22 protein-coding genes are annotated in these 20,938 nt (G+C 71.4%); 16 read left to right on the top strand and 6 right to left on the bottom strand.

The window, feature by feature from the left end:
- Positions 1–194: 194 nt before the first annotated feature.
- From ACIBNA_RS20315 to dnaK, 4 genes are read left to right on the top strand one after another with little or no spacing between them, the layout of a single operon-like run.
- Positions 195–353 carry a hypothetical protein gene (locus ACIBNA_RS20315; protein ID WP_399166556.1) on the top strand — a complete coding sequence of 53 codons (159 nt, stop codon included), beginning with the start codon at positions 195–197 and terminating at the stop codon, positions 351–353.
- Entirely contained in the window at positions 338–718 is a 381-nt protein-coding gene (locus ACIBNA_RS20310) for a hypothetical protein (RefSeq protein ID WP_399166555.1), read from the top strand. Before ACIBNA_RS20315 ends, ACIBNA_RS20310 begins: the two co-directional genes overlap by 16 nt.
- A complete protein-coding gene (locus tag ACIBNA_RS20305) occupies positions 715–1,455 on the top strand; it encodes a glycerophosphodiester phosphodiesterase family protein (RefSeq protein WP_399166554.1) in 741 nt (246 codons plus the stop codon). Before ACIBNA_RS20310 ends, ACIBNA_RS20305 begins: the two co-directional genes overlap by 4 nt.
- A 60-nt stretch (positions 1,456–1,515) precedes the next feature.
- Positions 1,516–3,381, top strand: coding sequence for a molecular chaperone DnaK (gene dnaK, locus ACIBNA_RS20300; protein ID WP_399166553.1), 1,866 nt, complete (start codon positions 1,516–1,518; stop codon positions 3,379–3,381).
- Here the strand turns inward: dnaK and ACIBNA_RS20295 are convergent.
- Positions 3,378–3,863, bottom strand: a complete 486-nt coding sequence (locus ACIBNA_RS20295; RefSeq protein WP_399166552.1) for a nitrate reductase molybdenum cofactor assembly chaperone — start codon at positions 3,861–3,863, stop codon at positions 3,378–3,380. The genes dnaK and ACIBNA_RS20295 overlap by 4 nt on opposite strands.
- A 285-nt stretch (positions 3,864–4,148) precedes the next feature.
- Between ACIBNA_RS20295 and ACIBNA_RS20290 the strand changes: the two genes are divergently transcribed.
- From ACIBNA_RS20290 to tgmB, 7 genes are all read left to right on the top strand, one after another.
- Positions 4,149–4,403 carry a hypothetical protein gene (locus tag ACIBNA_RS20290; protein ID WP_399166551.1) on the top strand — a complete coding sequence of 85 codons (255 nt, stop codon included), beginning with the start codon at positions 4,149–4,151 and terminating at the stop codon, positions 4,401–4,403.
- Positions 4,400–6,499 (top strand): bifunctional polysaccharide deacetylase/glycosyltransferase family 2 protein, encoded by a 2,100-nt coding sequence (locus ACIBNA_RS20285; protein WP_399166550.1) that lies wholly within the window; start codon positions 4,400–4,402, stop codon positions 6,497–6,499. The genes ACIBNA_RS20290 and ACIBNA_RS20285 overlap by 4 nt, the downstream gene beginning before the upstream one ends.
- 19 nt (positions 6,500–6,518) lie before the next feature.
- Positions 6,519–7,937, top strand: a complete 1,419-nt coding sequence (locus ACIBNA_RS20280) for an LCP family protein (RefSeq protein WP_399166549.1) — start codon at positions 6,519–6,521, stop codon at positions 7,935–7,937.
- Between the two features lie 155 nt (positions 7,938–8,092).
- On the top strand, positions 8,093–8,830 hold the full coding sequence (locus ACIBNA_RS20275) for an RNA polymerase sigma factor (protein WP_399166548.1): 738 nt from the start codon (positions 8,093–8,095) through the stop codon (positions 8,828–8,830).
- Positions 8,831–8,859: 29 nt separating this feature from the next.
- A complete protein-coding gene (locus ACIBNA_RS20270; RefSeq protein ID WP_399166547.1) occupies positions 8,860–9,573 on the top strand; it encodes a hypothetical protein in 714 nt (237 codons plus the stop codon).
- A 147-nt stretch (positions 9,574–9,720) separates the two neighbouring features.
- Complete coding sequence (gene tgmA / locus ACIBNA_RS20265; protein ID WP_399166546.1) at positions 9,721–9,912, top strand: putative ATP-grasp-modified RiPP; 192 nt, start codon at positions 9,721–9,723, stop codon at positions 9,910–9,912.
- Positions 9,913–9,926: 14 nt separating this feature from the next.
- On the top strand, positions 9,927–10,859 hold the full coding sequence (tgmB, locus tag ACIBNA_RS20260; protein ID WP_399166545.1) for an ATP-grasp ribosomal peptide maturase: 933 nt from the start codon (positions 9,927–9,929) through the stop codon (positions 10,857–10,859).
- A 5-nt stretch (positions 10,860–10,864) separates the two neighbouring features.
- Here the strand turns inward: tgmB and ACIBNA_RS20255 are convergent, their stop codons facing one another.
- Positions 10,865–11,728, bottom strand: a complete 864-nt coding sequence (locus ACIBNA_RS20255) for a helix-turn-helix domain-containing protein (protein ID WP_399166544.1) — start codon at positions 11,726–11,728, stop codon at positions 10,865–10,867.
- A gap of 240 nt (positions 11,729–11,968) precedes the next feature.
- On the opposite strand from ACIBNA_RS20255, the gene ACIBNA_RS20250 reads away from it, so the two are divergent.
- Complete coding sequence (locus tag ACIBNA_RS20250) at positions 11,969–12,394, top strand: hypothetical protein (protein ID WP_399166543.1); 426 nt, start codon at positions 11,969–11,971, stop codon at positions 12,392–12,394.
- On the opposite strand, the gene ACIBNA_RS20245 is transcribed toward ACIBNA_RS20250, so the two are convergent.
- Entirely contained in the window at positions 12,376–13,182 is an 807-nt protein-coding gene (locus tag ACIBNA_RS20245) for a helix-turn-helix domain-containing protein (protein WP_399166542.1), read from the bottom strand. The genes ACIBNA_RS20250 and ACIBNA_RS20245 overlap by 19 nt on opposite strands.
- A 127-nt stretch (positions 13,183–13,309) precedes the next feature.
- On the opposite strand from ACIBNA_RS20245, the gene ACIBNA_RS20240 reads away from it, so the two are divergent.
- Positions 13,310–13,615: a 4a-hydroxytetrahydrobiopterin dehydratase gene (locus ACIBNA_RS20240; RefSeq protein ID WP_399166541.1), complete on the top strand. Its 306-nt coding sequence runs from the start codon at positions 13,310–13,312 to the stop codon at positions 13,613–13,615.
- A gap of 4 nt (positions 13,616–13,619) precedes the next feature.
- A complete protein-coding gene (locus ACIBNA_RS20235) occupies positions 13,620–14,378 on the top strand; it encodes a class I SAM-dependent methyltransferase (RefSeq protein ID WP_399166540.1) in 759 nt (252 codons plus the stop codon).
- Here ACIBNA_RS20235 and ACIBNA_RS20230 read toward each other — a convergent pair.
- Both ACIBNA_RS20230 and ACIBNA_RS20225 read right to left on the bottom strand, forming a co-directional pair.
- Entirely contained in the window at positions 14,347–14,823 is a 477-nt protein-coding gene (locus ACIBNA_RS20230) for a hypothetical protein (RefSeq protein WP_399166539.1), read from the bottom strand. The genes ACIBNA_RS20235 and ACIBNA_RS20230 overlap by 32 nt on opposite strands.
- Positions 14,820–15,299, bottom strand: a complete 480-nt coding sequence (locus tag ACIBNA_RS20225) for a hypothetical protein (protein WP_399166538.1) — start codon at positions 15,297–15,299, stop codon at positions 14,820–14,822. The genes ACIBNA_RS20230 and ACIBNA_RS20225 overlap by 4 nt, the downstream gene beginning before the upstream one ends.
- A gap of 39 nt (positions 15,300–15,338) precedes the next feature.
- On the opposite strand from ACIBNA_RS20225, the gene ACIBNA_RS20220 reads away from it, so the two are divergent.
- Positions 15,339–16,307, top strand: a complete 969-nt coding sequence (locus ACIBNA_RS20220) for a helix-turn-helix transcriptional regulator (RefSeq protein WP_399166537.1) — start codon at positions 15,339–15,341, stop codon at positions 16,305–16,307.
- A gap of 38 nt (positions 16,308–16,345) precedes the next feature.
- Positions 16,346–18,220, top strand: coding sequence for a rhamnogalacturonan lyase (locus tag ACIBNA_RS20215; RefSeq protein ID WP_399166536.1), 1,875 nt, complete (start codon positions 16,346–16,348; stop codon positions 18,218–18,220).
- Between the two features lie 49 nt (positions 18,221–18,269).
- Here ACIBNA_RS20215 and ACIBNA_RS20210 read toward each other — a convergent pair whose 3' ends face one another.
- Positions 18,270–20,918, bottom strand: coding sequence for a cellulose binding domain-containing protein (locus ACIBNA_RS20210; RefSeq protein ID WP_399166535.1), 2,649 nt, complete (start codon positions 20,916–20,918; stop codon positions 18,270–18,272).
- Between the last annotated feature and the right edge of the window lie 20 nt (positions 20,919–20,938).

Raw genomic sequence — 20,938 nt, 5'->3', positions numbered from 1 at the left:
CTACGGATGCGAGGCGCGGGGCGCCCCCCCCCCCGGCCCCCCCCCCCACCACCGCCCGCCCCCCCCGCCCCCCCGGGGGGGGCCCCCCCCCCCCCCCGGCGCCCCCGGGGGGGGGGGGGGGTTGGGCCCCACACCCCTTAGGCCGGGGCGTCTCCGTCCAGGCGGGCTGGGCCCCGCACGTCGAGAACGGCCTGATGCTCGTCGCCGTCGGCATGATCTCCGCCCTGGCCGTGCTCCAGCGCACCCGCCTCGCGGCCTTCGCGACGATGAAGGCCAACGAGCGGGCCCTGACCGACTCGCCCACCGGGACCCGCTCCCTGATCAGAACTCGGCCCGCATGGTCGAGCGCCTGACCTCGGTGATCAGCGCCCGCTCCGCCGCCCTGGATGCCGAACTCGCCGAGCGCGACGACGGCCGGGACCGCACCGTCTCCGGCCTGGTCGCCGCCGCCACGCTGATCGCCCTGCCGCCCACCCCGCCGCTGGCCTTCTTCGGCGTGAACGGCACGAACGTCGAGGAGCACCGCTCCATCCCGGACCTGCGCGCCTACGGCACGGCCTACGCGCCGGCCTGGCTCCCCTTCGTGATCCTGGTCCTGATCGGCTACGTCCTGCTCGGACGGATGAGCACCCGCTCCGGCTCGCTGCTGCCGGCGTCCGACGACGACGCCGTACCCGTCCCGCCGCCACGCTCGCCCTCCGGGAGCCGACGACCATGACGCCCCGCCCCGCCGTCTCCGCCCACCGGGGCGGCTCCGAGCGCGCCGGGCCCGCCACCTGGCAGGCGTACGAGGACGCGCTGGAGTCCGGTGCGGAGTACGTCGAGTTCGACATCCGCCGCACGAGGGACGGCGTCCTCGTCGTCTACCACGACCCCCGGGTCGGGCACACCGGGCCGCCGCTGGCCGCGCTCACGCACGCCGAGCTGAGCGAGCGGGCCGGATACGCCGTGCCGGTCGTGGACGAGGTCATGGCGCTGATCGCCGGGAAGCTCGTGGCGCACCTGGACCTGAAGGAGGCGGGCTACGAGCGGGAGGTGATCGACCGCGCGGTGGCCCTGCTCGGCGTGGACGGGCTCGTCGTGACGACGCTGGAGGACTGCTCCGTGGCCGCCGTCGCACAGGCCTTCCCCGGGGTGCGGACCGCGCTGTCCCTGGGGCGCGACCGCAGGGAACTGGCCCTGGCCCGGCTGCCCGGGACCCGGCTGAGCGAGCTGTTCCCGGCCCGCCGCATCCGGGCCTGCGGAGCGCACGGCGTCGCCGTCCACCAGCGGCTGGCCAGGACCACCGTGCTGCGCGAGGCGACCCGGCGCGGCCTGTTCACCATGGTGTGGACGGTCAACGACGACACCCTGATGCGGGCCTTCCTCGCCCACCCGCGCGTGGACGTGCTCGTCACCGACCGGCCCCGGCGAGCCGTGGCGCTCCGCGGGCCGATCACCCCTTCGCGGCATTGACAACAGCGCACTCAAGTTTTGTGCTGGAGAATAGGAGCGCCCTGGCGGAAGGGGACAGCGATGGGACGTGCGGTCGGGATCGACCTCGGAACCACGAACTCGGTGGTCGCCGTGCTGGAAGGCGGCGAGCCCACCGTCATCGCCAATGCGGAGGGGGCCAGGACCACACCCTCGGTCGTGGCGTTCGCCAAGAACGGCGAGGTGCTGGTCGGGGAGGTGGCCAAGCGGCAGGCCGTGACGAACGTGGATCGCACCGCCCGCTCGGTCAAGCGGCACATGGGTGACGCGCACTGGCGCTTCCCCGACCACGGCGACATCGACGGCACCCGCTACCGGGCGCAGGAGCTGTCCGCGCGGGTGCTCCAGAAACTGAAGCGGGACGCGGAGTCCTACCTCGGCGAGGACGTCACCGACGCGGTGGTCACCGTCCCGGCCTACTTCGACGACAGCCAGCGGCAGGCCACCAAGGAGGCCGGTGAGATCGCGGGCCTGAAGGTGCTGCGGATCATCAACGAGCCGACGGCCGCGGCCCTCGCCTACGGCCTGGACAAGGAGAACGACCAGACGGTGCTCGTCTTCGACCTCGGCGGCGGCACCTTCGACGTGTCGCTGCTGGAGATGGGCGAGGGCGTCATCGAGGTGAAGGCCACCAACGGCGACACCCACCTCGGCGGCGACGACTGGGACCAGCGGATCGTCGAGTACCTGGTCAAGCGCTTCAAGGGGCAGTACGGCGTCGACCTGGCGGGCGACAAGATGGCCGTGCAGCGGCTGCGCGAGGGCGCCGAGAAGGCCAAGATCGAGCTGTCCAGCTCCACCGAGACGACGATCAACCTGCCCTACATCACGGCCTCCGCCGAGGGGCCGCTGCACCTCGACGAGAAGCTGACCCGGGCCCAGTTCCAGGAGCTCACCGCCGACCTGCTCGACCGCTGCAAGGCGCCCTTCCACCAGGCGGTCCAGGACGCCGGCGTGAAGCTCTCGGCGATCGACCACGTGATCCTGGTCGGCGGCTCGACACGGATGCCCGCGGTGACCGACCTGGTCAAGGAACTCACCGGCAAGGAACCGCACAAGGGCGTCAACCCCGACGAGGTCGTGGCCGTGGGCGCCGCGCTCCAGGCGGGCGTCCTGCGCGGCGACGTCAAGGACGTGCTGCTGCTCGACGTCACCCCGCTGTCCCTGGGCATCGAGACCAAGGGCGGCATCATGACGAAGCTCATCGAACGCAACACCACCATCCCCACGCGGCGTTCGGAGATCTTCACGACGGCGGCCGACAACCAGCCCTCGGTCGGCATCCAGGTCTACCAGGGCGAACGCGAGATCGCCGCGTACAACAAGAAGCTCGGCGTCTTCGACCTGACGGGCCTGCCGCCGGCGCCGCGCGGCGTGCCGCAGATCGAGGTGGCCTTCGACATCGACGCCAACGGCATCATGCACGTCTCCGCCAAGGACCTGGCGACCGGCCGCGAGCAGAAGATGACCGTCACCGGCGGCTCGGCCCTGCCCAAGGACGACATCGACCGCATGATGCGCGAGGCCGAGCAGTACGCGGAGGAGGACCGCAGGCGCCGCGAGGCCGCCGAGACCCGCAACCAGGCCGAGCAACTCGTCTACCAGACCGAGAAGTTCCTCCGCGACAGCGGCGACAAGATCCCGGCCGACACCAAGGCCGAGGTCGAGTCGGCCATCGCCGAGGTGAAGGGACAGCTGGAACAGCAGGCGGACACCGCCGCCCTGCGCGCAGGCGTCGAGAAACTCGCCACGGTCAGCCAGAAGATGGGCCAGGCGATGTACGCCCAGGCCCAGCAGACACCCACCGAGGAATCCTCCGGCACCCCGCGGGACGAGGAGGGCGTCGTCGACGCGGAGATCGTGGACGAGGAGAAGGAGCAGGGAGACCAGAAGGGCGGGGCGGCCTAGCTTCCCGGCGGATCGCTTGCCTGGGTCTCCGCGGGCGGCAGCGTCGCGTACACGGCGTCGACGACGGAGGCGTACGGAGTGCCGGAGTCGGCCAGCCCGGAGCGCAGTCGCTCCAGTCCGGCCCGGTACTCCGTCAGCAGCACGGTGTTGCCGGTGCGGGCCGTGAACTCCAGTACCGCGGGCAGGAAGTCGGGCAGCTCCTCGCCGGTGAGCTCCAATCCGTGGGAGCTGTAGAGCTCCTGGAAGCGGGCCGGCGAGAACCCGCGCCAGCGGCTCAGGTACAGGCTGTGGCCCTGCGCGCTCTCGAAGACCTGGAGGTAGTGGGCGGCCAGCTCCCGCGGCGCGGTGACGGCCGCGTGGTCGGCGAACTCCCGCAGCTGCGGGGCGGCTTCGCGCAGCAGCGGCAGCCGGGCGCGGAAGTCGTCGTCGGGGAACATCAGGCACAGCGCGGCCGCCTGGTACAGCACCTCGAATCCGGGCATCGGGCCTCCTTCCCGTGCGCCCCGCGATCCCGACGCTAGGGGCGGGAAGGGGGGCACACCCGTCGGCGGGGTCCGTACGTGTCAAGGCGGCTGAAAACCGCCTCTGGGGCGAGTCGCGGCACTCGGAGACCCGTTGCGGGAGGCGTTGAATGTGAAGACAGACTTCTCGGCATCCCCTCAGTCCAGCGCACCGGCGGCGCCGAGTGTCACAGTCCCCGCTTCGGGGCGCTGCTCAGCCTGTTTCCGGCCCTCCCGGGGCTTCGGATGTGACTACACTCGCCGCCCATGCACGAGCGCGACCGCAAGACAAAACATCAGAAAACGCTTGACTGTTCATCGAGCCTCGACGTCGTCGACCAGCATGTGAAGGCGGTGTGGTCCATGGCTGAATCCATCGCCCACGCGGTCCGATCGACGTCGGCCGGCACACCCCTTTCGGCGGCCCGCACCAGGCCGGCAGCGGTCACCGCCGTCGTCGGCCTCCGCGAAACCCGCCCCGACACCCCTGTGATTAACGCCACACCCGGGGCGGCTGCGTGAGCCGCTCGGCGCATCGCCGGCACGCCCGTTCCCGCGACCCCCGCGGACACTGGCGGCTGCTCGCCCTGACTCTGCCCGTCATCTTCGCCGTCCTGCTCTTCGAGGGCTGGACCGTTCACGAGGTGGACGCCGCCAAGACGCGCCGGCCGTGCACCAAGCCCGTGCCCAGGTCCTTGGACGAGAGCGGCCCCGTCCTGCGCGGCATCGACGGGGCCAAGGTGTCGTCCGCCGCGGCGCCCGCGCGCACCGTCGCCCTCACCTACGACGGCGGACCCGATCCCGAGTGGACCCCCCGCCTGCTGGATCTGCTGCGCGAGCACCACGCGCACGCCACCTTCTTCGTGTTCGGCGCCCAGGCGGCACGCCACCCGGACCTGGTCCGGCGCATCCTCGACGAGGGCCACGAGATCGGCTCGAACACCTACACGGGAGCCGACCTCGGTTCCTCGTCGCACGTCCGCTTCGCCATGGAACTGGGCCTCACCCGGAAGACCCTCGCTGGGACGGCGGGCATACGCACCGACCTGCTGCGGATGCCGATGACCACCGAGGTGGACACGCTGTGCGGTGCCGAGTGGCAGGCGGCCCGGAAGGCCGCCGCGGACGGCTATGTGCTGGTCGCCGCCGACCACCCGACCCGTGATCCGGTGCACGGCCTGATCCGCCAGTTCAGCAACACCGAACTGGCGTACGACGAGACGAAGCAGCTGCTCGACGCCCCGCACGCCGACCGGTTCACCACCGTGACGGACGCGGTCGGCATACCGCCCGCCGACACCCCGGTGTCCACCGCCGAACGGTGGCAGGGCAAGGCCCTGATCTGGACCGTGGCGGCCGGAAACACCTTCACGCACATCATGATCTGGGTGCTGGGCGTGGCCGGAGCGCTGGGCCTGCTGCGGCTGCTGTCGCTGACCTTCTTCGCCCGCGCCCACGTCCGGCGCCTCACCCGCCCCCGCCCCGGCGCGCCCTGGCTGCGGGAGGTCAACGCGCCTGTGACGGTGCTCGTGCCCGCCTACAACGAGGAGGCCGGCATCGAGTCCACCGTCCGTTCACTGCTCGCCTCCACGCATCCGTACCTCGAGGTCATCGTGATCGACGACGGCTCCACGGACCGGACGGCGGACCTCGCCACGTGGATCGACGACCCTCGGGTCCGCGTGATCCGCCAGCCGAACTCGGGCAAGGCGGCGGCGCTCAACACCGGTCTGGCCATGGCGTCCCACGACATCGTGGTGATGGTCGACGCCGACACCGTTTTCGAGCCCGATGCCCTGTACCGGCTCGTCCAGCCGCTCGCGCATCCGGCCGTCGGTGCCGTCAGCGGCAACACCAAGGTCGGCAACCGCCGCGGACTGCTCGGCAGGTGGCAGCACCTGGAGTACGTCTTCGGCTTCAACCTCGACCGGCGCATGTTCGAGGTGCTGGAGTGCATGCCGACGGTTCCCGGAGCCATCGGCGCCTTCCGCCGGGACGCGCTCATGGGTGTCGGCGGGGTCAGCGAGGACACCCTCGCCGAGGACACCGACCTGACGATGGCCCTGTGGCGGGCCGGCTGGCGGGTGGTCTACGAGGAGTCCGCCGTCGCCTGGACCGAAGTGCCCACCACCCTCAGGCAGTTGTGGCGGCAGCGCTACCGCTGGTGCTACGGCACCCTGCAGGCGATGTGGAAGCACCGCCGGGCCGTCGTCGAAGTGGGAGCGGCCGGGCGCTTCGCTCGCCGCGGGCTGAGCTATCTGGCCGTCTTCCAGGTGGTCCTGCCGCTGCTGGCACCGGTCGTCGACCTCTTCGCGGTGTACGGGGCGCTCTTCGCCGACCCCGTGCAGGCGACGGGCGTGTGGCTCGCCTTCCTCGGGGTCCAACTGGCCTGTGCCGGTTACGCGCTGAGACTCGACGGCGAGCGGCTGTGGGCGCTGTGGTCGATGCCGTTCCAGCTCTTCGTCTACCGGCAGCTGATGTACCTGGTCGTCATCCAGTCCGTGGTCGCCCTGCTGCTCGGCACCCGGCTGAAGTGGCATCGCATGCAACGTTCCGGCACGGCTGCCACTCAGCAGCTCAGGAGGCCGGAAGCCGAACGACAGTTGTCATCGAGGTGATGAGGGAGTGGTTCGTCCCATGAGCGACGGGCCGGGCATGCGCCCCGGAACCGGCCGGCGGAACGAGAACGGGGAGGCACAAGGGCGCCGGGTGATCACGGGACCGGTGTGGCAGAGCGGTGCCCCACCGCTCCAGGAGCCGGTCCGGCCGTACGAGGGGTACATCGTCGGGCCGTACCCGTACGGCAGCTACGGCGGTGCCGACCTCGGGCCGTACCCGTACGGCAGTCACGACGGCGCCGACCTCGGGCCGTCTCCGTCGCCCTTTCCGTCTTGGTCACCGGCTCCGGCTCCGGCTCCGGCTCCGGCTCCGGATCCGGATCCGGAGCCGGAGACGGAGACGGAGACGAAGACGTGCGGCAGTCCTGTCGACGAGACGGACCAGGACCAGGTCCGTGGGGCCGAGCGCGGCGGCCGCACCACAAGTACCAGGCCTCCCCGGGCGCGCCCCGGCCGGGCCCGCCGGACCGTGCGCCTGCTGGCGGTACTGCTGTGCGCACTGGTCCTGACCGGCGCGGGCACCTGCGCCTGGGCCGAGTTCAGGCTCGACCGGTCCGTCGACCTGAGCGGGGTCGCCGACCGTCCGCCGCGAGGGAAGGGAACGAATTACCTGGTCGTGGGATCGGACGGCCGGGACGGCCTGTCGGAGCAGGCCAGGAAGGAACTGCACACCGGCACGGCCGGAGGCAGCCGAACCGACTCGATGATGCTCCTGCACACCGGTGCCCACGGCACCTCGATGGTGAGCCTGCCACGCGACTCCTGGGTAACCATCCCGTCGTACGTCGACCCCCACACCGGCAAGTTCCACCGGGCGGCGAAGAACAAGCTGAACGCGGCCTACTCCCTCGGCGGGCCCGCCATGCTCGTCCGCACCGTCGAGCTGAACACGGGGCTGCGCGTGGACCACTACGCGGAGATCGGCTTCGCGGGCTTCGTCGGTGTCGTGGACGCGGTCGGTGGTGTGGAGATGTGCGTGGACCGCACCATCGACGACCCGAAGTCGGGACTGCGGCTGAAGAAGGGCTGTCACAACCTGACCGGCTCCCAGGCGCTGGCCTTCGTCCGCCAGCGGCACCAAGAGGCGGACGGCGATCTGGGGCGCTCCAGGAACCAGCGCCAGTTCCTCTCCGCCCTGGCCCGCAAGGCCGCCGCGCCGGGCGTCGTGCTCGATCCGTTCCGTTCGTATCCCGCCCTGAGCGCGGGACTGGATGCCCTGGTGGTGGACAAGGACATGGAACTGCCCACGCTCCTTGCGCTGTTCCGGGCGATGAAGAGCGTTTCGGGAGACAGCGGCAGGCAGTTGAACGTCCCAGTGGCCGGGCCCGGCTCCGCCACGGCCGGGAGCACTGCCCTGACGTGGGACGAGGCGAAGGCGAACAAGCTCTTCGCCGAACTGCGCGACGACCGGCCGGTGAGCATCGACGAGCCGGACTGACGGGCCGTTCGGGAGTCCGAGAGAGGCGTGAGGGGCGCTTGGTGCGCTGTGACACTTCTGTGAGGACGCCCGCTTGTGTTCATGAGGGTGTCGCGGCGAACGGGTGCGTCGGTCGGCACGGCCTCGCAACAAACCAGGTGCGAACGAGGACGATCTTGGGTCAGGAACGGAAACCGCGCTACGCACAGGCCCACGACGGGGAACTGGGCGCGGCCGTCGCGCGGGCCCAGGACGGGGACGAGGCCGCTTTCGCGGTCGCTTACCGCCTCGTGCAGCCGGGCCTGCTCGGCTATCTGCGCGGACTCGTCGGCGACGACGCGGAGGACGTGGCGTCCGACGCCTGGCTGCAGATCTCCCGGGACCTCGGACGGTTCAAGGGGGACGGGGCGGGTTTCCGCGGCTGGACGGCCACCATCGCCCGGCACCGGGCACTGGACCATGTGCGCCGCCAGCGCGCGCGCCCCCGGCCGGGGGCGATCGAGCAGGATGTCCTGGACCTGCCCGGCCCGCACAGCACCCATGACCAGGCCCTGGAGGCCGTCTCCACCGAGCGGGCCCTGGAACTGGTCCGCGGGCTGCCGCGGGACCAGGCCGAGGCCGTGCTCCTGCGCGTCATCGTCGGACTGGACGGCCCCGCCGCCGCGCGCGTCCTCGGCAAGCGCCCCGGCGCGGTGCGCACCGCCACGCACCGGGGGCTGAAACGCCTCGCCCGCCAACTGGGCCTCGGGACGGAGACCGCCGAGGGTGCGACGGATGAAGCTCCCCGGTCGCTGGAGAGTCGACATCCGTCACGACGACGTCAGTGGTCGGACACCCCGGCATCACACACCGGCATGCCGGACTCATCGAACAGCTCAGGCAGGAACGGACAACGGACATGGGTGATCGGTTGAGCCGCGACGGAGTCACAGGCCGTCGACGCGTGCGCCCCGGCGAGGCCGTGCCCGGCCCGTGGGATCCGCGGGACGACACCGCGCTGCACACCGTCCTGGCCGCCGCCCTGCTCGCGGGCGATCCCGGCCCCGAAGCCGAGCGCCGTGCCGTGGCCGCCTTCCGGACCGCCCGCGACGCGGGAGCGCACCGAGCGCGTACCCGGCACCGGGACGACTGGCGGCTTCCCGCGCAGCGGCGTACCGGGCGCCCGGTGAAGACGACGGCCGCCGCCGTGCTCACCAGCATCGCCCTGGGCGGTGTCGCGGTCGCGGCCATCGGTTCGGTCGGTTCGTCGGGGAACGGTATCGGAGAGAGGGCGCACCCCTCGGTGGTCGCCCCCGCCCGGCCGGGAGATGAGGCATCGCCGGCCTCCTCCGGCGGCCCGGGACGGCGCGACGGCTCGTCCTCCGCCCAGGACACCGAGGCCCACTGCCGTGCCTACGAACGAGTCAAGGACCGCGGCCGGACGCTCGACGCGACGGCATGGCGGCGGCTCGTCGCGGCGGCGGGCGGAGAGGACGAGGTCGACGGGTACTGCGCGGAGCGGCTGGCCCGGCCGACGGCCGCGCCGAGCAGGTCCGGCGTCCCGGGCAGGCCCGCCGAAGGCACCGCGGACGCCGGCACGGGCACGGCCGGGAAGGGCGGCACGCCGGGCAACGGGAACCCCGGTAACGGCCCGGCAGGCGGGGGCAAGGGCGGGTGACCCCGGCACCGGCGGCCGGGCGCGCCGCGCCCCGCCGAGGCCATGCCGTGTCCCTGTAACGATTCCGGCGCCTCTTTCGGTGTGTAAGTAGTGAAGAAATTGCACGCCGTTGATGCCCGCGGTGTGGATGAGCCCCGGAGGTACCGAGTGCGACCGTTCACCCTCAACTACGCCTTCCCCAGCTCACGTCCCACGGTGGTGACGCCCTACCGCTTCGACGAGTCGCTCCAGCTGAACGTGCTTTTCGACGGCCGCCCGGCCGTCAGTGACCCGGACCTCCTCCTGGCGGTCGGTACGACGGCCTCCACCGCCGGTTCCAAGACGCACTTCGACGACTGACGACATGTGACCCCATGACCGTACTGATCCTCACGTCCAAGGAAGACGTCACCGCCGACATGGTGGTGACCAAGCTGCACGAGGCGGCGGTGCCCGTCATGCGGCTGGACCCCGCCGACCTGCCGAACGACACCGTGCTGTCCGCGCACTACACCCGGGGCGACTTCGAGGGCCTCCTGTCGGTGAACGGACATGTGGTCAGCATGGGAGGTCTGCGATCCGTATGGGTGCGCAGGCCCGGCGAACCGGCCGCGCACGCTGCTGAGCCCTCCCCATGGCTGACTGCCGAGACCCGCCAGGCGCTGTTCGGCATGCTCTACTCCGCCTCCGCGCGATGGATGAACCATCCACGCGACGCCGGCCGGGCCCGCCTGAAGCCGTGGCAGTTGAGAGCCGCTCAGCTCAGCGGTTTCGCCGTACCGCCGACCGTCGTCACGACCTTCCCGCGCCTGGCACGGCAGTTCGCCGAGGAATACGGGGAGGTGGTGGTGAAGTCCGCCTCCGGGCCGCCGCCCGGTGAGCCCCCGCTGGCCCTGCCCACCACCCTGATCGGACCCGACTCGGACTTCTCGGGTGTCGAGGCCGGGCCCGCGCTGCTGCAGCGGTACATCCCCAAGCGTGCCGACATTCGTCTGACCTGCGTCAGCAGCAGCCTGTTCGCCGCACGGAAGACCGCCGAACCGGAACAGGTCGACGGACGCTACGGCGACACCGAGCACACCTGGGAGCCGGTGCCGGTGCCCGACCGCATCCGCAAGTCGGTGCACGACTACGTCGACATGGCCGGACTGGCGTACGCGGCTTTCGACTTCGCCGAGGACGAGGACGGCTTCTGGTGGTTCCTCGAGTGCAACCAGAGCGGCCAGTTCGGCTTCGTGGAACTGGAGACCGGGCAGCCGATCTCGCAGGCGGTCGCCACATGGCTGTCACGGCCGGCCCGGCGCTGAACCGCTCAGAAGCTCTCGCGGTACTCCCGCAGCAGCCCCTCGGTGCGCTGGGTGGAGGCGGCGCCCGCCGTCATGTGGTCGAGGACCTCCAGATGCGCGGAGACCTCCTTGCGGGAGTCGAGGTACAGCGCGCCGGTCAGGTACTCGGTGAAGACCATGTCGGGCAGTTCCGGCTCGGCGAAGCGGAACAGGGAGAACGGCGCGTACGTCCCCGGGTGCGGGCCGTCCTTGAACTCGGCGATCTGGAGCGTGACACGGTCCCGTTCGGAGTGCTCCAGCAGCTTGTCCAACTGCTCCCGCATCACCTGGCCGTCGACGCTCACCGGCCGCCGCAGCACCGTCTCGTCCATGATCACCCACAGGTGCGGCGGGTTCGGGCGCTCCAGCAGCCGCTGCCGCTCCATGCGCAGCGACACGTGTCGCTCCACGGCCTCCGGCCCAAAGTTCCCGATGGTGCCGGCCTGCAGGACCGCACGCGCGTACCCCTCGGTCTGCAACAGCCCCGGCACGAAGTGCGGCTCGTAGGACCGGATGATCCGGGCGGCGCCCTCCAGGCTCACGTACACGCTGAACCACTCCGGCAGCACGTCGTGGAACCGCTGCCACCAACCCGGCCGGTTGGCCTCCTCGGCGAGCTCGACGAACGCGGTCACCTCGTCGTCCGGCACGCCGTACGCCGTCAGCAGGATCTGCACGTACGGGATCTTCAGCGCGACGTCGGCGCTCTCCATCCGCCGGACCGTCGCGGGGGCGACGCGCAGCACCCGGGCGGCCTCGTCACGACTGAGGCCCGCCGCCTCGCGCAGCTCCTGCAACCTCTTGCCCAGCACCACCTGGCCCACGGTGGGTGCGGCCCGCCGTTCACTCACGCCACGCCTCCCCAACGTGCCCAAGCCCGCGATCAGTCTGTCACGTTCCGCCGTCAGTCTCACAGGGCCGCGGGCGGGGAGATCGCGAGAACGGACGAGTCGCCGGGGCATTACCCCGCGGGTAATCGACCGGGCGCGCACGGGACGGGATCGTGAGCGCACCGGGTCCCGGGCCGGCGCACTCCGGCCCGGGACCCGGGACCCGCTGCCACACCACGACCCGACGGAGGGTGACTCACCATGTCCGCGACCCAGCTCGCCACACTCGCCCCGACCAGCGCGCCGCAGTCGATGCTGCGCCGCTTCCTCGCCCTGGACGCGGTGGTGACCGGCACGAACGCGCTCGCCTACCTCGCGTTCTCCGGCCCGCTCGGCCGTTTCCTCGGCGTGGACTCCACGCTGCTGCTCGCACTGGGCGCGTTCCTCACCGCCTACGCGGCGGGCGTGGGTCTGCTGGCTGCCCGCCGGCAGCCGCCGGCGCTCGGTGTGCAGGCCGTCGTCGACATCAACCTCGCCTGGACGGCGGTGAGCCTCACGGCCCTGGCGCTGTGGCTGACGCCGAGCACGGCGGGCGCCGTGTGGACGGTGCTCCAGTCCCTGACCGTGGCCGGGTTCGCCGTCCTCCAGTACAGGGCGCTGAGGGTCCGTCAGGGCAGCAGCGACTGAAGGTACTTGACTGTCGCCGGGTCGGCCGGGAGGAGCGTCTCGATGGCCAGCTCGGCGACGGTCACGTCCATCGGTGTGTTGAACGTGGCGATCGAGGAGATGAACGACAGCGTCCGCCCCTCGTGCTCGATCCGCAGCGGCAGCGCGAAGTACGGCACCGGCTCCGCGGGCTCGTCCACCGGATCCGCCTCGGGCACCGGATACGCCGCCACCTCCTCGTACAGCGCCCGCAGCGGCTCGGAGCGGTGCAGCGCGATCTGCCGCTCCATCTGCTCCAGCAGGTGCCCGCGCCAGGCGCGCAGGTTGCGGATGCGCGGCGCCAGGCCCTGCGGGTGCAGGGCCAGCCGCATCGCGTTCAGCGGCGGTTCGAGCAGGGACTCGGCGACGCCGTCGATCAGCGTCATGATCCCCCGGTTGGCCGCCACGACGTTGTACAGCGCGTCCACCACCAGCGCCGGATACGGCTCGTAGCCCCCGATCAGCCGCTCGATGCCCTCGCGCAGCGCGCCCAGCGCCGGGTCGTCCAGCGGCGTCTCCGGGTAGCGCGGCGCGTAACCGGCCGCCAGCAGCAGCGCGTTGCGCTCCCGCACGGGGACGTCCAGGTACTCGGCCAGTCGCAGCACCATCTCCTCGCTGGGCCGGGAACGGCCGGTCTCGACGAAGCTGATGTGCCGGGCCGAGGAGTCCGCGCGCAGGGCCAGCTCCAGCTGGCTGACCCGGCGCTGTTCCCGCCAGGCCCGCAGCAGCGGCCCCACGCCCTGGCCGGCGGTGGACGGATGAGTGGTCATGCCGGGACCGTAGTCGAGAACCGGCCGAGCCGGACAGGCAGACCGCTCCGACCAGGCCTCGGACGTCCCGCTGTGGCAGGCTGAGAAGGCAGCAGAGGACCCCGGCGTCAGGGAAGGAGCGCAGCCCATGCCCGTCGAACCGCTGTCGCAGAAGGAGGTCGAGGACCGGCTGGCCGAGCTGCCGGGCTGGTCGCTCGACGAGGACCGCCTCACCCGGTCCTACCGGCTCGGCTCGCACTTCGCGGCGACGGCGATGGTCGTGCACATCGCCCAGGTCCAGGAGGAGCTCGACCACCACTCCGACCTCACGCTCGGTTACAACTCGGTGTCCCTGTCCGTCCACACGCACAGCGCGGGCGGTGCCGTCACCGAGAAGGACTTCGAGCTCGCCCGCAGGGTGGAGGACCTGGCCCCCGGGCACGGGGCACACTGACCGGGTGCTCGACTACGACAAGGAAGCTGAGCGGTACGACGCCTCGCGCGGCGGCGAGCCCAGGGCGGCCGCCGCCGCGGCAGCGGTGCTGAGCCTCGTGCCGCCGGACGCGCGCAGCCTGCTCGACGTCGCCTGCGGCACCGGCATCGTCACCCGCCGGCTCGCGGCCGCGCGCGACGGCATGCGGGTGACCGGCGTGGACCTCGCCCCGGCGATGGCGCGGCAGGCCGCCGCCCGGCTGCCAGGTGCCGTGGTGCTCGCCGACAGCCGCCGGCTGCCCTTCCGGGACGGCGAATTCGACGCCGTGTGCAGCGTGTGGCTGCTGCACCTGACCGCCGGGCCCGCCGACGCCCGGACCATCGTCGGCGAGTGCGCCCGGGTGCTGCGGCCCGGCGGCGTCTACGTGACCACGGTCGACAAGGCCGCCTCCCACAACGTGGGCAGTGACATCGATGTCGTGCTCTCCACCCGGCCGCCCACCCCGGTCCGGGACGCCGAGGCGGACGTCGAGTCCCACGCCACCGCACACGGCCTGGTCCCGGCCGGGCGGGCCGGCTTCCGGGGCCACGGACAGGGCCGCAGCCCTCGCCGCACGGTCGCGGACCTCAGACGCGGCTGGTTCGTCACCCTGCCGCCCGGCCACCCGCTCGCCGACGGCTTCGCCACCCGCCTGGGGGAACTCCCCGACCAGGACCGTCCCCGTCCCGACCCCGTCTTCACGCTCCGGGCCTTCAGGAAGCCGCCAACTCCTCCGGCCGTGTGAACTCCATGATCCAGTTGGTCACCCAGCTCTCGCCGCCGTCCACCGAGAACGCCTGCTCCCAGCGGGCGGCGGTGTCACTGACCCCCGACCACACGAACCGCACCCGTACGTCCTTGCCGTCGTACGTGTCGTCGCCGTGGAATTCGCCGCGCGCGTCCTCGAACCGGCCGAAGACCGGCGGGAACAGCGTGCCGCTGCGGCTGGACGCCCAGTTGAGCGACCACTCCTTACGGACCGGGTCGAACAGCCGCAGCGTCAGCCCCTTCGCGCCCAGGTGCGGCATGTCGATCTCGTCGATGTTGGCGGCCCCGTCGAACAGCGGCCGGCACTCGCTCCGGCCCGGGAACTCCTCCCAGCCGCTGCCGGGGTCGAGGAAGTCGGTGCGGCGGCGGTGCAGGACGTTCCAGGTGCCGTGGAAGAAGTCGAAGTCGTGCGCGCTGCTCATGAGCGGTCTCCTGTGGTTCCCTCGGGCAGACGGTCGGCCAGATAGGCGTTGAGGTCGGGGACGTCCGGGGCGAGCATGTGCCGTACCCAGGCGTCGCGTTCGTGCAGGATCGGCGGCAGCTCCCAGACGCAGCCGATCCACGGCAGGCCGGGCCTGACGAAGTGCGTGGGGTCGCGGTCCGGGCAGCCGAGGACCGGCTGGCCCGCCGCCGCGCCGCCGAAGTGCAGCACGTTGTCCCACACCCAGCTGTACGCGTTCAGATAGGCGCCGTCGTCACCGCCCCGGTGCAGCACGACGAACGTCGCCGGCGGGGTGCCGTCCGGCTCCGGCAGCAGCTCGGGCAGGATCGCGTACGCCGCCTCCGCCACCTCGGGCGCGATGCCCTCCGGGTCGGCCGTGACGTGGTAGCGCTTGATCGACCGGCCGACCACCTCGATCGGTGGCGGCACGGTCAGGAGTTTCTCCGTGAAGGGCATGGCGGGACGCTAGAACCGGTCCCCTGACATCCTGTGTCAGTGAAGTCCAGCCGACTCGTCTCGATCCTCCTGCTGCTCCAGACCCGCGGCCGGATGACCGCCGCGCAGCTCGCCGAGGAGCTGGAGGTCTCGGTCCGTACCGTCTACCGGGACGTGGAGGCCCTCGCTGCCGCCGGGGTCCCGCTGTACGGCGACGCGGGCCACGCCGGCGGCTACCGCCTGCTCGACGGTTACCGCACCCGTCTGACGGGTCTCACCGCCGACGAGGCCGAGGCCCTCTTCCTCGCGGGCGCCCCCGGCCCCGCCGCGCAGCTCGGTCTCGGCTCCGTGCTCGCCGCCGCCCAGCTCAAGGTGCGCGCCGCCCTGCCGGCGGAGCTGCGCGCGCACGCCGACCGGATCAGCGGCCGGTTCCACCTGGACGCCCCCGGCTGGTACGCGGACGCCGACGACGCCCCTCACCTCCCGGCCGTCGCGGACGCCGTGTGGAACAGCCGCGTGCTGCACGTCCGGTACCGCCGCTGGCGCGAGCCCACCGACGTGGAGCGCCGCCTGGAGCCGTACGGGCTCGTACTGAAGGCGGGCCGCTGGTACGTCGTCGCCGGGCCCGGACCACGTACCTACCGGATCGACCAGATCCTCGAACTCACCACGGGCGACGAGGAGTTCACTCGACCGGGGGACTTCGACCTGGCCGCGTACTGGGCGGCGTACCAGCGCGGCTTCCACGACCGGCTGCACCGCGGCGAGGCGGTGGTGCGGCTGGCCCCGGGGACGTCGCTCACCGGGGCGGCGGGAGAGGCCGTACGGCGCCACGGTCGTGACGACGCCGACGGCTGGACACGCGCCACGGTCCCCATCGAGTCGGTCGAGCACGCCCACGCCGAGTTCCTGCGCCTGGGCACCGGCATCGAGGTGCTGGCTCCGGACGAACTGCGGTCGAGGATCGCCCGGACCGTGTCCGAACTGGCCAAGCGGTACGGCAACTCCCGTGCACCCGGCGGCGACTGAGAGGCGGAACCCGCCCGTCCTTTCAGGAGGTCCGTCCCGTGAAGCACCCGCACAGGCACCGCAGACGCCGCCTGCTCCTCCCCGTCGCCGCAGCCACGGCGGCACTCGTCGGTGCCGGCCTGACCACGTTCGCCACCGACGACGCCGCCGAGGCCGCCACCGCCCGGCAAGTCGAGAAGCTGGACCGGGGCGTGGTCAGCGTCCACACCGGCAGCGGCAACCTGGTCAGCTGGCGCTGGCTGGGTACCGACCCGAACGACGTGTCGTTCAACGTGTACCGGGCCGGTACGAAGGTCAACCCGACCCCGATCACCGGCTCCACGAACTACTTCCATTCCGGCGCCCCCTCGCACGCCGACTACACCGTCCGCGCGATCGTGAACGGCGTGGAGCAGGGCGACTCGGTGCACGCGGTCCAGTTCCGCACCGGCTACAAGGACGTCCCCCTCTCCCCGCCCGCGGGCGGCACCGCGCCGGGCAACTCGGCTTACACCTACGAGGCCAACGACGCCTCCCTGGGCGACCTCGACGGCGACGGCGCCCTGGACATCGTCCTGAAGTGGCAGCCGACCAACGCCAAGGACAACTCCCAGTCCGGCTACACCGGCAACACCATCGTCGACGGCGTCAAACTCGACGGCACCCGCCTGTGGCGCATCGACCTGGGCCGCAACATCCGCTCCGGCGCCCACTACACCCAGTTCCAGGTCTACGACTACGACGGCGACGGCAAGGCCGAGGTCGCCATGAAGACCGCCGACGGCACCCGCGACGGCACCGGCGCGGTCATCGGCAACTCCTCCGCCGACCACCGCAACTCCTCCGGCTACGTGCTGTCCGGGCCGGAGTTCCTGACCATGTTCAACGGCCAGACCGGCAAGGCGATGCAGAGCGTCGACTACGTCCCGGCCCGCGGCACCGTCTCCTCCTGGGGCGACAGCTACGGCAACCGCGCCGACCGCTTCCTCGCCGGCACCGCCTACCTCGACGGCGCCCGCCCCTCCTTGATCATGGCCCGCGGCTACTACACCCGCACCGTCATCGCCGCCTGGGACTGGAGAGGCGGCTCCTTCACCCGCCGCTGGACCTTCGACACCAACTCCTCCACGAACAGCGGCAAGGGCTACGACGGCCAGGGCAACCACAGCCTGTCCGTCGCCGACGTCGACGCGGACGGCAAGGACGAGATCGTCTACGGCGCCATGACCGTCGACGACAACGGCAACGGACTGTGGACCACCAAGCTGGGCCACGGCGACGCCGGCCACGTCGGCGACCTCAACCCCTCCCGCTCGGGCCTGGAGTACTTCAAGGTCTCCGAGGACTCCAGCAAACCCGGCTCCTGGATGGCCGACGCCCGCACCGGCCGGATCCTGTGGCAGACGGCGTCGGGATCCGACAACGGCCGCGGCGTCGCCGCCGACATCCACGCCGGCAGCCCGGGTGCCGAGGCCTGGTCCGCCGCCGACACCACCCTGCGCTCCGCCACCGGCGCCTCCCTGGGCCGGGAGCCCTCCAGCATCAACTTCCTGTCCTGGTGGGACGGCGACCCCGTCCGCGAACTCCTCGACGGCACCCGCATCGACAAATACGGCACCTCCGGCGACACCCGCCTGCTCACCGGATCCGGCGTCTCCTCCAACAACGGCACCAAGTCCACCCCCGTCCTGTCCGGCGACCTCCTCGGCGACTGGCGCGAGGAGGTCATCTGGCGCACCAGCAACAACACGGCCCTGCGCATCTACAGCACCCCCCACCAGACCAACACCAAGATCACAACCCTGCTGCACGACACCCAGTACCGCACCGCCCTGGCCTGGCAGAACACCGCCTACAACCAGCCCCCGCACCCCAGCTTCTTCATCGGCAACAACATGTCGACGGCTCCCAGGCCGACGGTCTACACCCCCTGAGAAAGCCGAGGGCGTATGCCGTCTTGGGCATACGCCCTCGGAAGCACGGTCAGGCCACCGTGCAGCTCTGGTCACCCAGCTTGAACGCCGTCGGCTTCGTGTTCGTCCCCGACGAGTTCGCCGTGAAGCCGAAGCTCACGGACGAGCCCGCCGCCACGCCTGCGTTCCAGCCGACGTTCTTCGCCGTCACCGTCGAACCCGACTGCGCGGCCTCGGCGTTCCACGCCTGGGTCAGCTTCTGGCCGTCGGCGAAGGACCAGACGAGGGACCAGCCGCTCCAGGGGGTGGTGCCGGTATTGGCGACCTGCACGTCCGCCTGGAAGCCGCCCGACCACTGGCTGGTGACCTTGTACGTCACCTTGCAGGCACCGGCCGGTTCGGGTCCGGGCCCGGGACCCGTGGTGCCGCCGTCGGAGCTGTCGCCGTAGATGACGCCGCGGCCGTTGGTCGCCACGTACACCCGGCCGTACACCCTCGGGTCACCGGTGATGGCCGCACCCGTCCAACCCCACTGGTGGGCGTCGTCGTTGACGCGCGTCCAGCTCGCGCCCTTGTCCGTGGAGCGGAAGATGCCGCGTACGCCGCCGATCTTCGCGCTGGTGTAGAGCGTCTGGTAGGAGGCGCCGGGTGCCGCCTTGCCGAAGCCGATGGTGTCGGCCTGCTCGACGTTCGACAGCTTCGTGAAGCTCGCGCCGCCGTCCGTCGAGTGCCACAGGCCGTACGCCCCGTCGCTCGCGCCGCCCGCCAGCCAGATATCGCCCTTCCCACCGGGCAGCGCCTTGAAGCGGACACTGTCGCCGCCGGGCAGCCCCGTCGCCGGTGACTCCTTGAACGTCGCCCCGCCGTCCGTGCTGATGTAGAACTTCCCGGACTTGAAGCCGTAGAAGGTCTTCGGGTCGACGCGGTCCGACTCGACGATCGCCCCGGAGGGGATCCCGCCGGAGGCCTGCCACGAAGTGCCGAAGCCCGTCGCGTAGTGCACGCCGGCGCCCTGCGGGCTCCACACGAACCGGCTGCCGTCGGCCGCCGCCGCGACCGTGCCGCCGCCGCTCACGCCCGAGGGGTCGGTCCCCGCGAACCAGTTGGCGCCGTTGTCCGTCGAGAACGAGATGTGCGGACCCGAGTCGAGGTTGCCGACCCGGACGACCGTGTTCGGGTTCGACTCGGCGAAGTCCAGACTGGTGGTCGTCGTGAAGTTCGGCTGGGTGAACATCATCGACGGGACCTTCGTCAGATCCGTGTGCCGGAAGCCGCCGATGTCACCGAGCGCGCTGAGCAGCGGGGCACCGGACGGGGGAGAGGCGAGGTCGTTGACCGCCGTCTCCTCCAGCCCCTGCACCATCGGCTTGACGGCGAACTTACCCCCGTTGTCCCAGTTCGTGAGGTTCTCGGTGCCGTAGATCGTCGCGCCCGTCCCGTACATCATGCGGTTCGAGTTGAACGGGTCGATCTCCAGCGCTTCCGTCATCCACCCGAGCTTCGGGGTCTGCTCGGGCGGCTGCGGGTTCGCGCCCCAGGTCAGCCACGGCGAGGACGAGACGTCCATCGTGTAGCGGTTCTCGCGGTTGGGGTACGACGTGTAGTCCCACGCTTTGGTCCAGGTCGCACCGCTGTCCGTGGAGCGGAAGATCTGCGTGTCCGGCCACCAGGCGCTGTACGCGGTCGCCATCACCGTGCCCGGCTTCTGCCGGTCCACCGTCAGCCCGCTGAAGCCGTAGAACGTGTCGGCCTCCGCCACCGGGCTGATGTTCGTCCAGGCCCCGGTCCCGGTCGCGTACCGCCACAGCTGACCCTTGCCGCCGTCGTACGGGCCGCCCTTGTCGCTGTAGGCGAGGTAGAGGTATCCGTTCTTCGCGTCCAGTACGCCCTTGTGGGCGAGATAGCCGGTGGGCTGCCCGGCCAGCCGCTGCCAGGTCGCGCCCGCGTCCGTCGAGCGGTACACCGCGTTGTCCTTGTCGGCGACCCCCACGTAGATCGTCTTCGTGGCGCTGCCCGACGTGCCCGTGGACTCGTCGAAGGTGACCCAGACGATGCCCTGGTTGTCGCTTGAGTACCCGGAGGTGTCGCTCGGATCCGCCACGTAGTTGCCGACGTTGGGGAAGTTCGACACCTGGGACCAGGTCACGCCCGAGTCCGTCGACCGCCACAGTCCCTTGCCGCTGGGCGCGCCCAGATACAGCACGCTGTTCCGGTTCGGGTCGACGGCCAGCCGCTCGCCCATGCCCCGCCCCGGCATGTTGCCGCCCAGCTTGAACGGCAGGTTCGCCTTCTGCCAGCTCGCACCCCGGTTGGCGGAGCGCATGACCGCACCGTTCTTCGGATCCCAGCTGTTGGTGTACGTACCGACCGCCGCGTACACCCGGTTGGGATCGACGGAGTCGGACGCGATGCTGACGACCCCCGTGTGCCCCCAGTCGTCCCAGCCGACGGAGTCCAGCAGTGGCGTCCAGGTCTTCGAGGCCTCCTGCCACCGATAGGCACCGCCGATGTCGGTGCGGGCGAAGGCAAGGTTCTTCTCGGAGCGGTTGAAGACGATTCCGGGGACGAAGCCGCCCCCGTCGATCCGGGCGTTCTTCCACGTGTAGGTGTCGGCCGCCAGCCTCACCGACGGGGGATCGGCGGCCAGGGCGGTGGGGGCGCCCGACAGCAGCCCGGCCGCCAGCGCCAGCACGGCCGTGAGGATACGGGTTCTTCGCACGGTGGGGTTCCTTCCGGTGA

This window comes from Streptomyces sp. NPDC050164 (genome assembly GCF_044459945.1).
Taxonomy (GTDB): domain Bacteria; phylum Actinomycetota; class Actinomycetes; order Streptomycetales; family Streptomycetaceae; genus Streptomyces; species Streptomyces coeruleorubidus_A.
Note: the sequence above shows the minus strand (reverse complement) of the source record. Positions and strands in the feature narration are given on the sequence as shown.

Bases quoted from the DNA above. Each gene is read 5' to 3' on its own strand.
- ACIBNA_RS20315 (WP_399166556.1), top strand. From the start codon at position 195: ATGCTCGTCGCCGTCGGCATGATCTCCGCCCTGGCCGTGCTCCAGCGC.
- ACIBNA_RS20310 (WP_399166555.1), top strand. From the start codon at position 338: ATGGTCGAGCGCCTGACCTCGGTGATCAGCGCCCGCTCCGCCGCCCTG.
- ACIBNA_RS20305 (WP_399166554.1), top strand. From the start codon at position 715: ATGACGCCCCGCCCCGCCGTCTCCGCCCACCGGGGCGGCTCCGAGCGC.
- dnaK (WP_399166553.1), top strand. From the start codon at position 1,516: ATGGGACGTGCGGTCGGGATCGACCTCGGAACCACGAACTCGGTGGTC.
- ACIBNA_RS20295 (WP_399166552.1), bottom strand. From the start codon at position 3,863: ATGCCCGGATTCGAGGTGCTGTACCAGGCGGCCGCGCTGTGCCTGATG.
- ACIBNA_RS20290 (WP_399166551.1), top strand. From the start codon at position 4,149: ATGCACGAGCGCGACCGCAAGACAAAACATCAGAAAACGCTTGACTGT.
- ACIBNA_RS20280 (WP_399166549.1), top strand. From the start codon at position 6,519: ATGAGCGACGGGCCGGGCATGCGCCCCGGAACCGGCCGGCGGAACGAG.
- tgmB (WP_399166545.1), top strand. From the start codon at position 9,927: ATGACCGTACTGATCCTCACGTCCAAGGAAGACGTCACCGCCGACATG.
- ACIBNA_RS20250 (WP_399166543.1), top strand. From the start codon at position 11,969: ATGTCCGCGACCCAGCTCGCCACACTCGCCCCGACCAGCGCGCCGCAG.
- ACIBNA_RS20245 (WP_399166542.1), bottom strand. From the start codon at position 13,182: ATGACCACTCATCCGTCCACCGCCGGCCAGGGCGTGGGGCCGCTGCTG.
- ACIBNA_RS20240 (WP_399166541.1), top strand. From the start codon at position 13,310: ATGCCCGTCGAACCGCTGTCGCAGAAGGAGGTCGAGGACCGGCTGGCC.
- ACIBNA_RS20230 (WP_399166539.1), bottom strand. From the start codon at position 14,823: ATGAGCAGCGCGCACGACTTCGACTTCTTCCACGGCACCTGGAACGTC.
- ACIBNA_RS20225 (WP_399166538.1), bottom strand. From the start codon at position 15,299: ATGCCCTTCACGGAGAAACTCCTGACCGTGCCGCCACCGATCGAGGTG.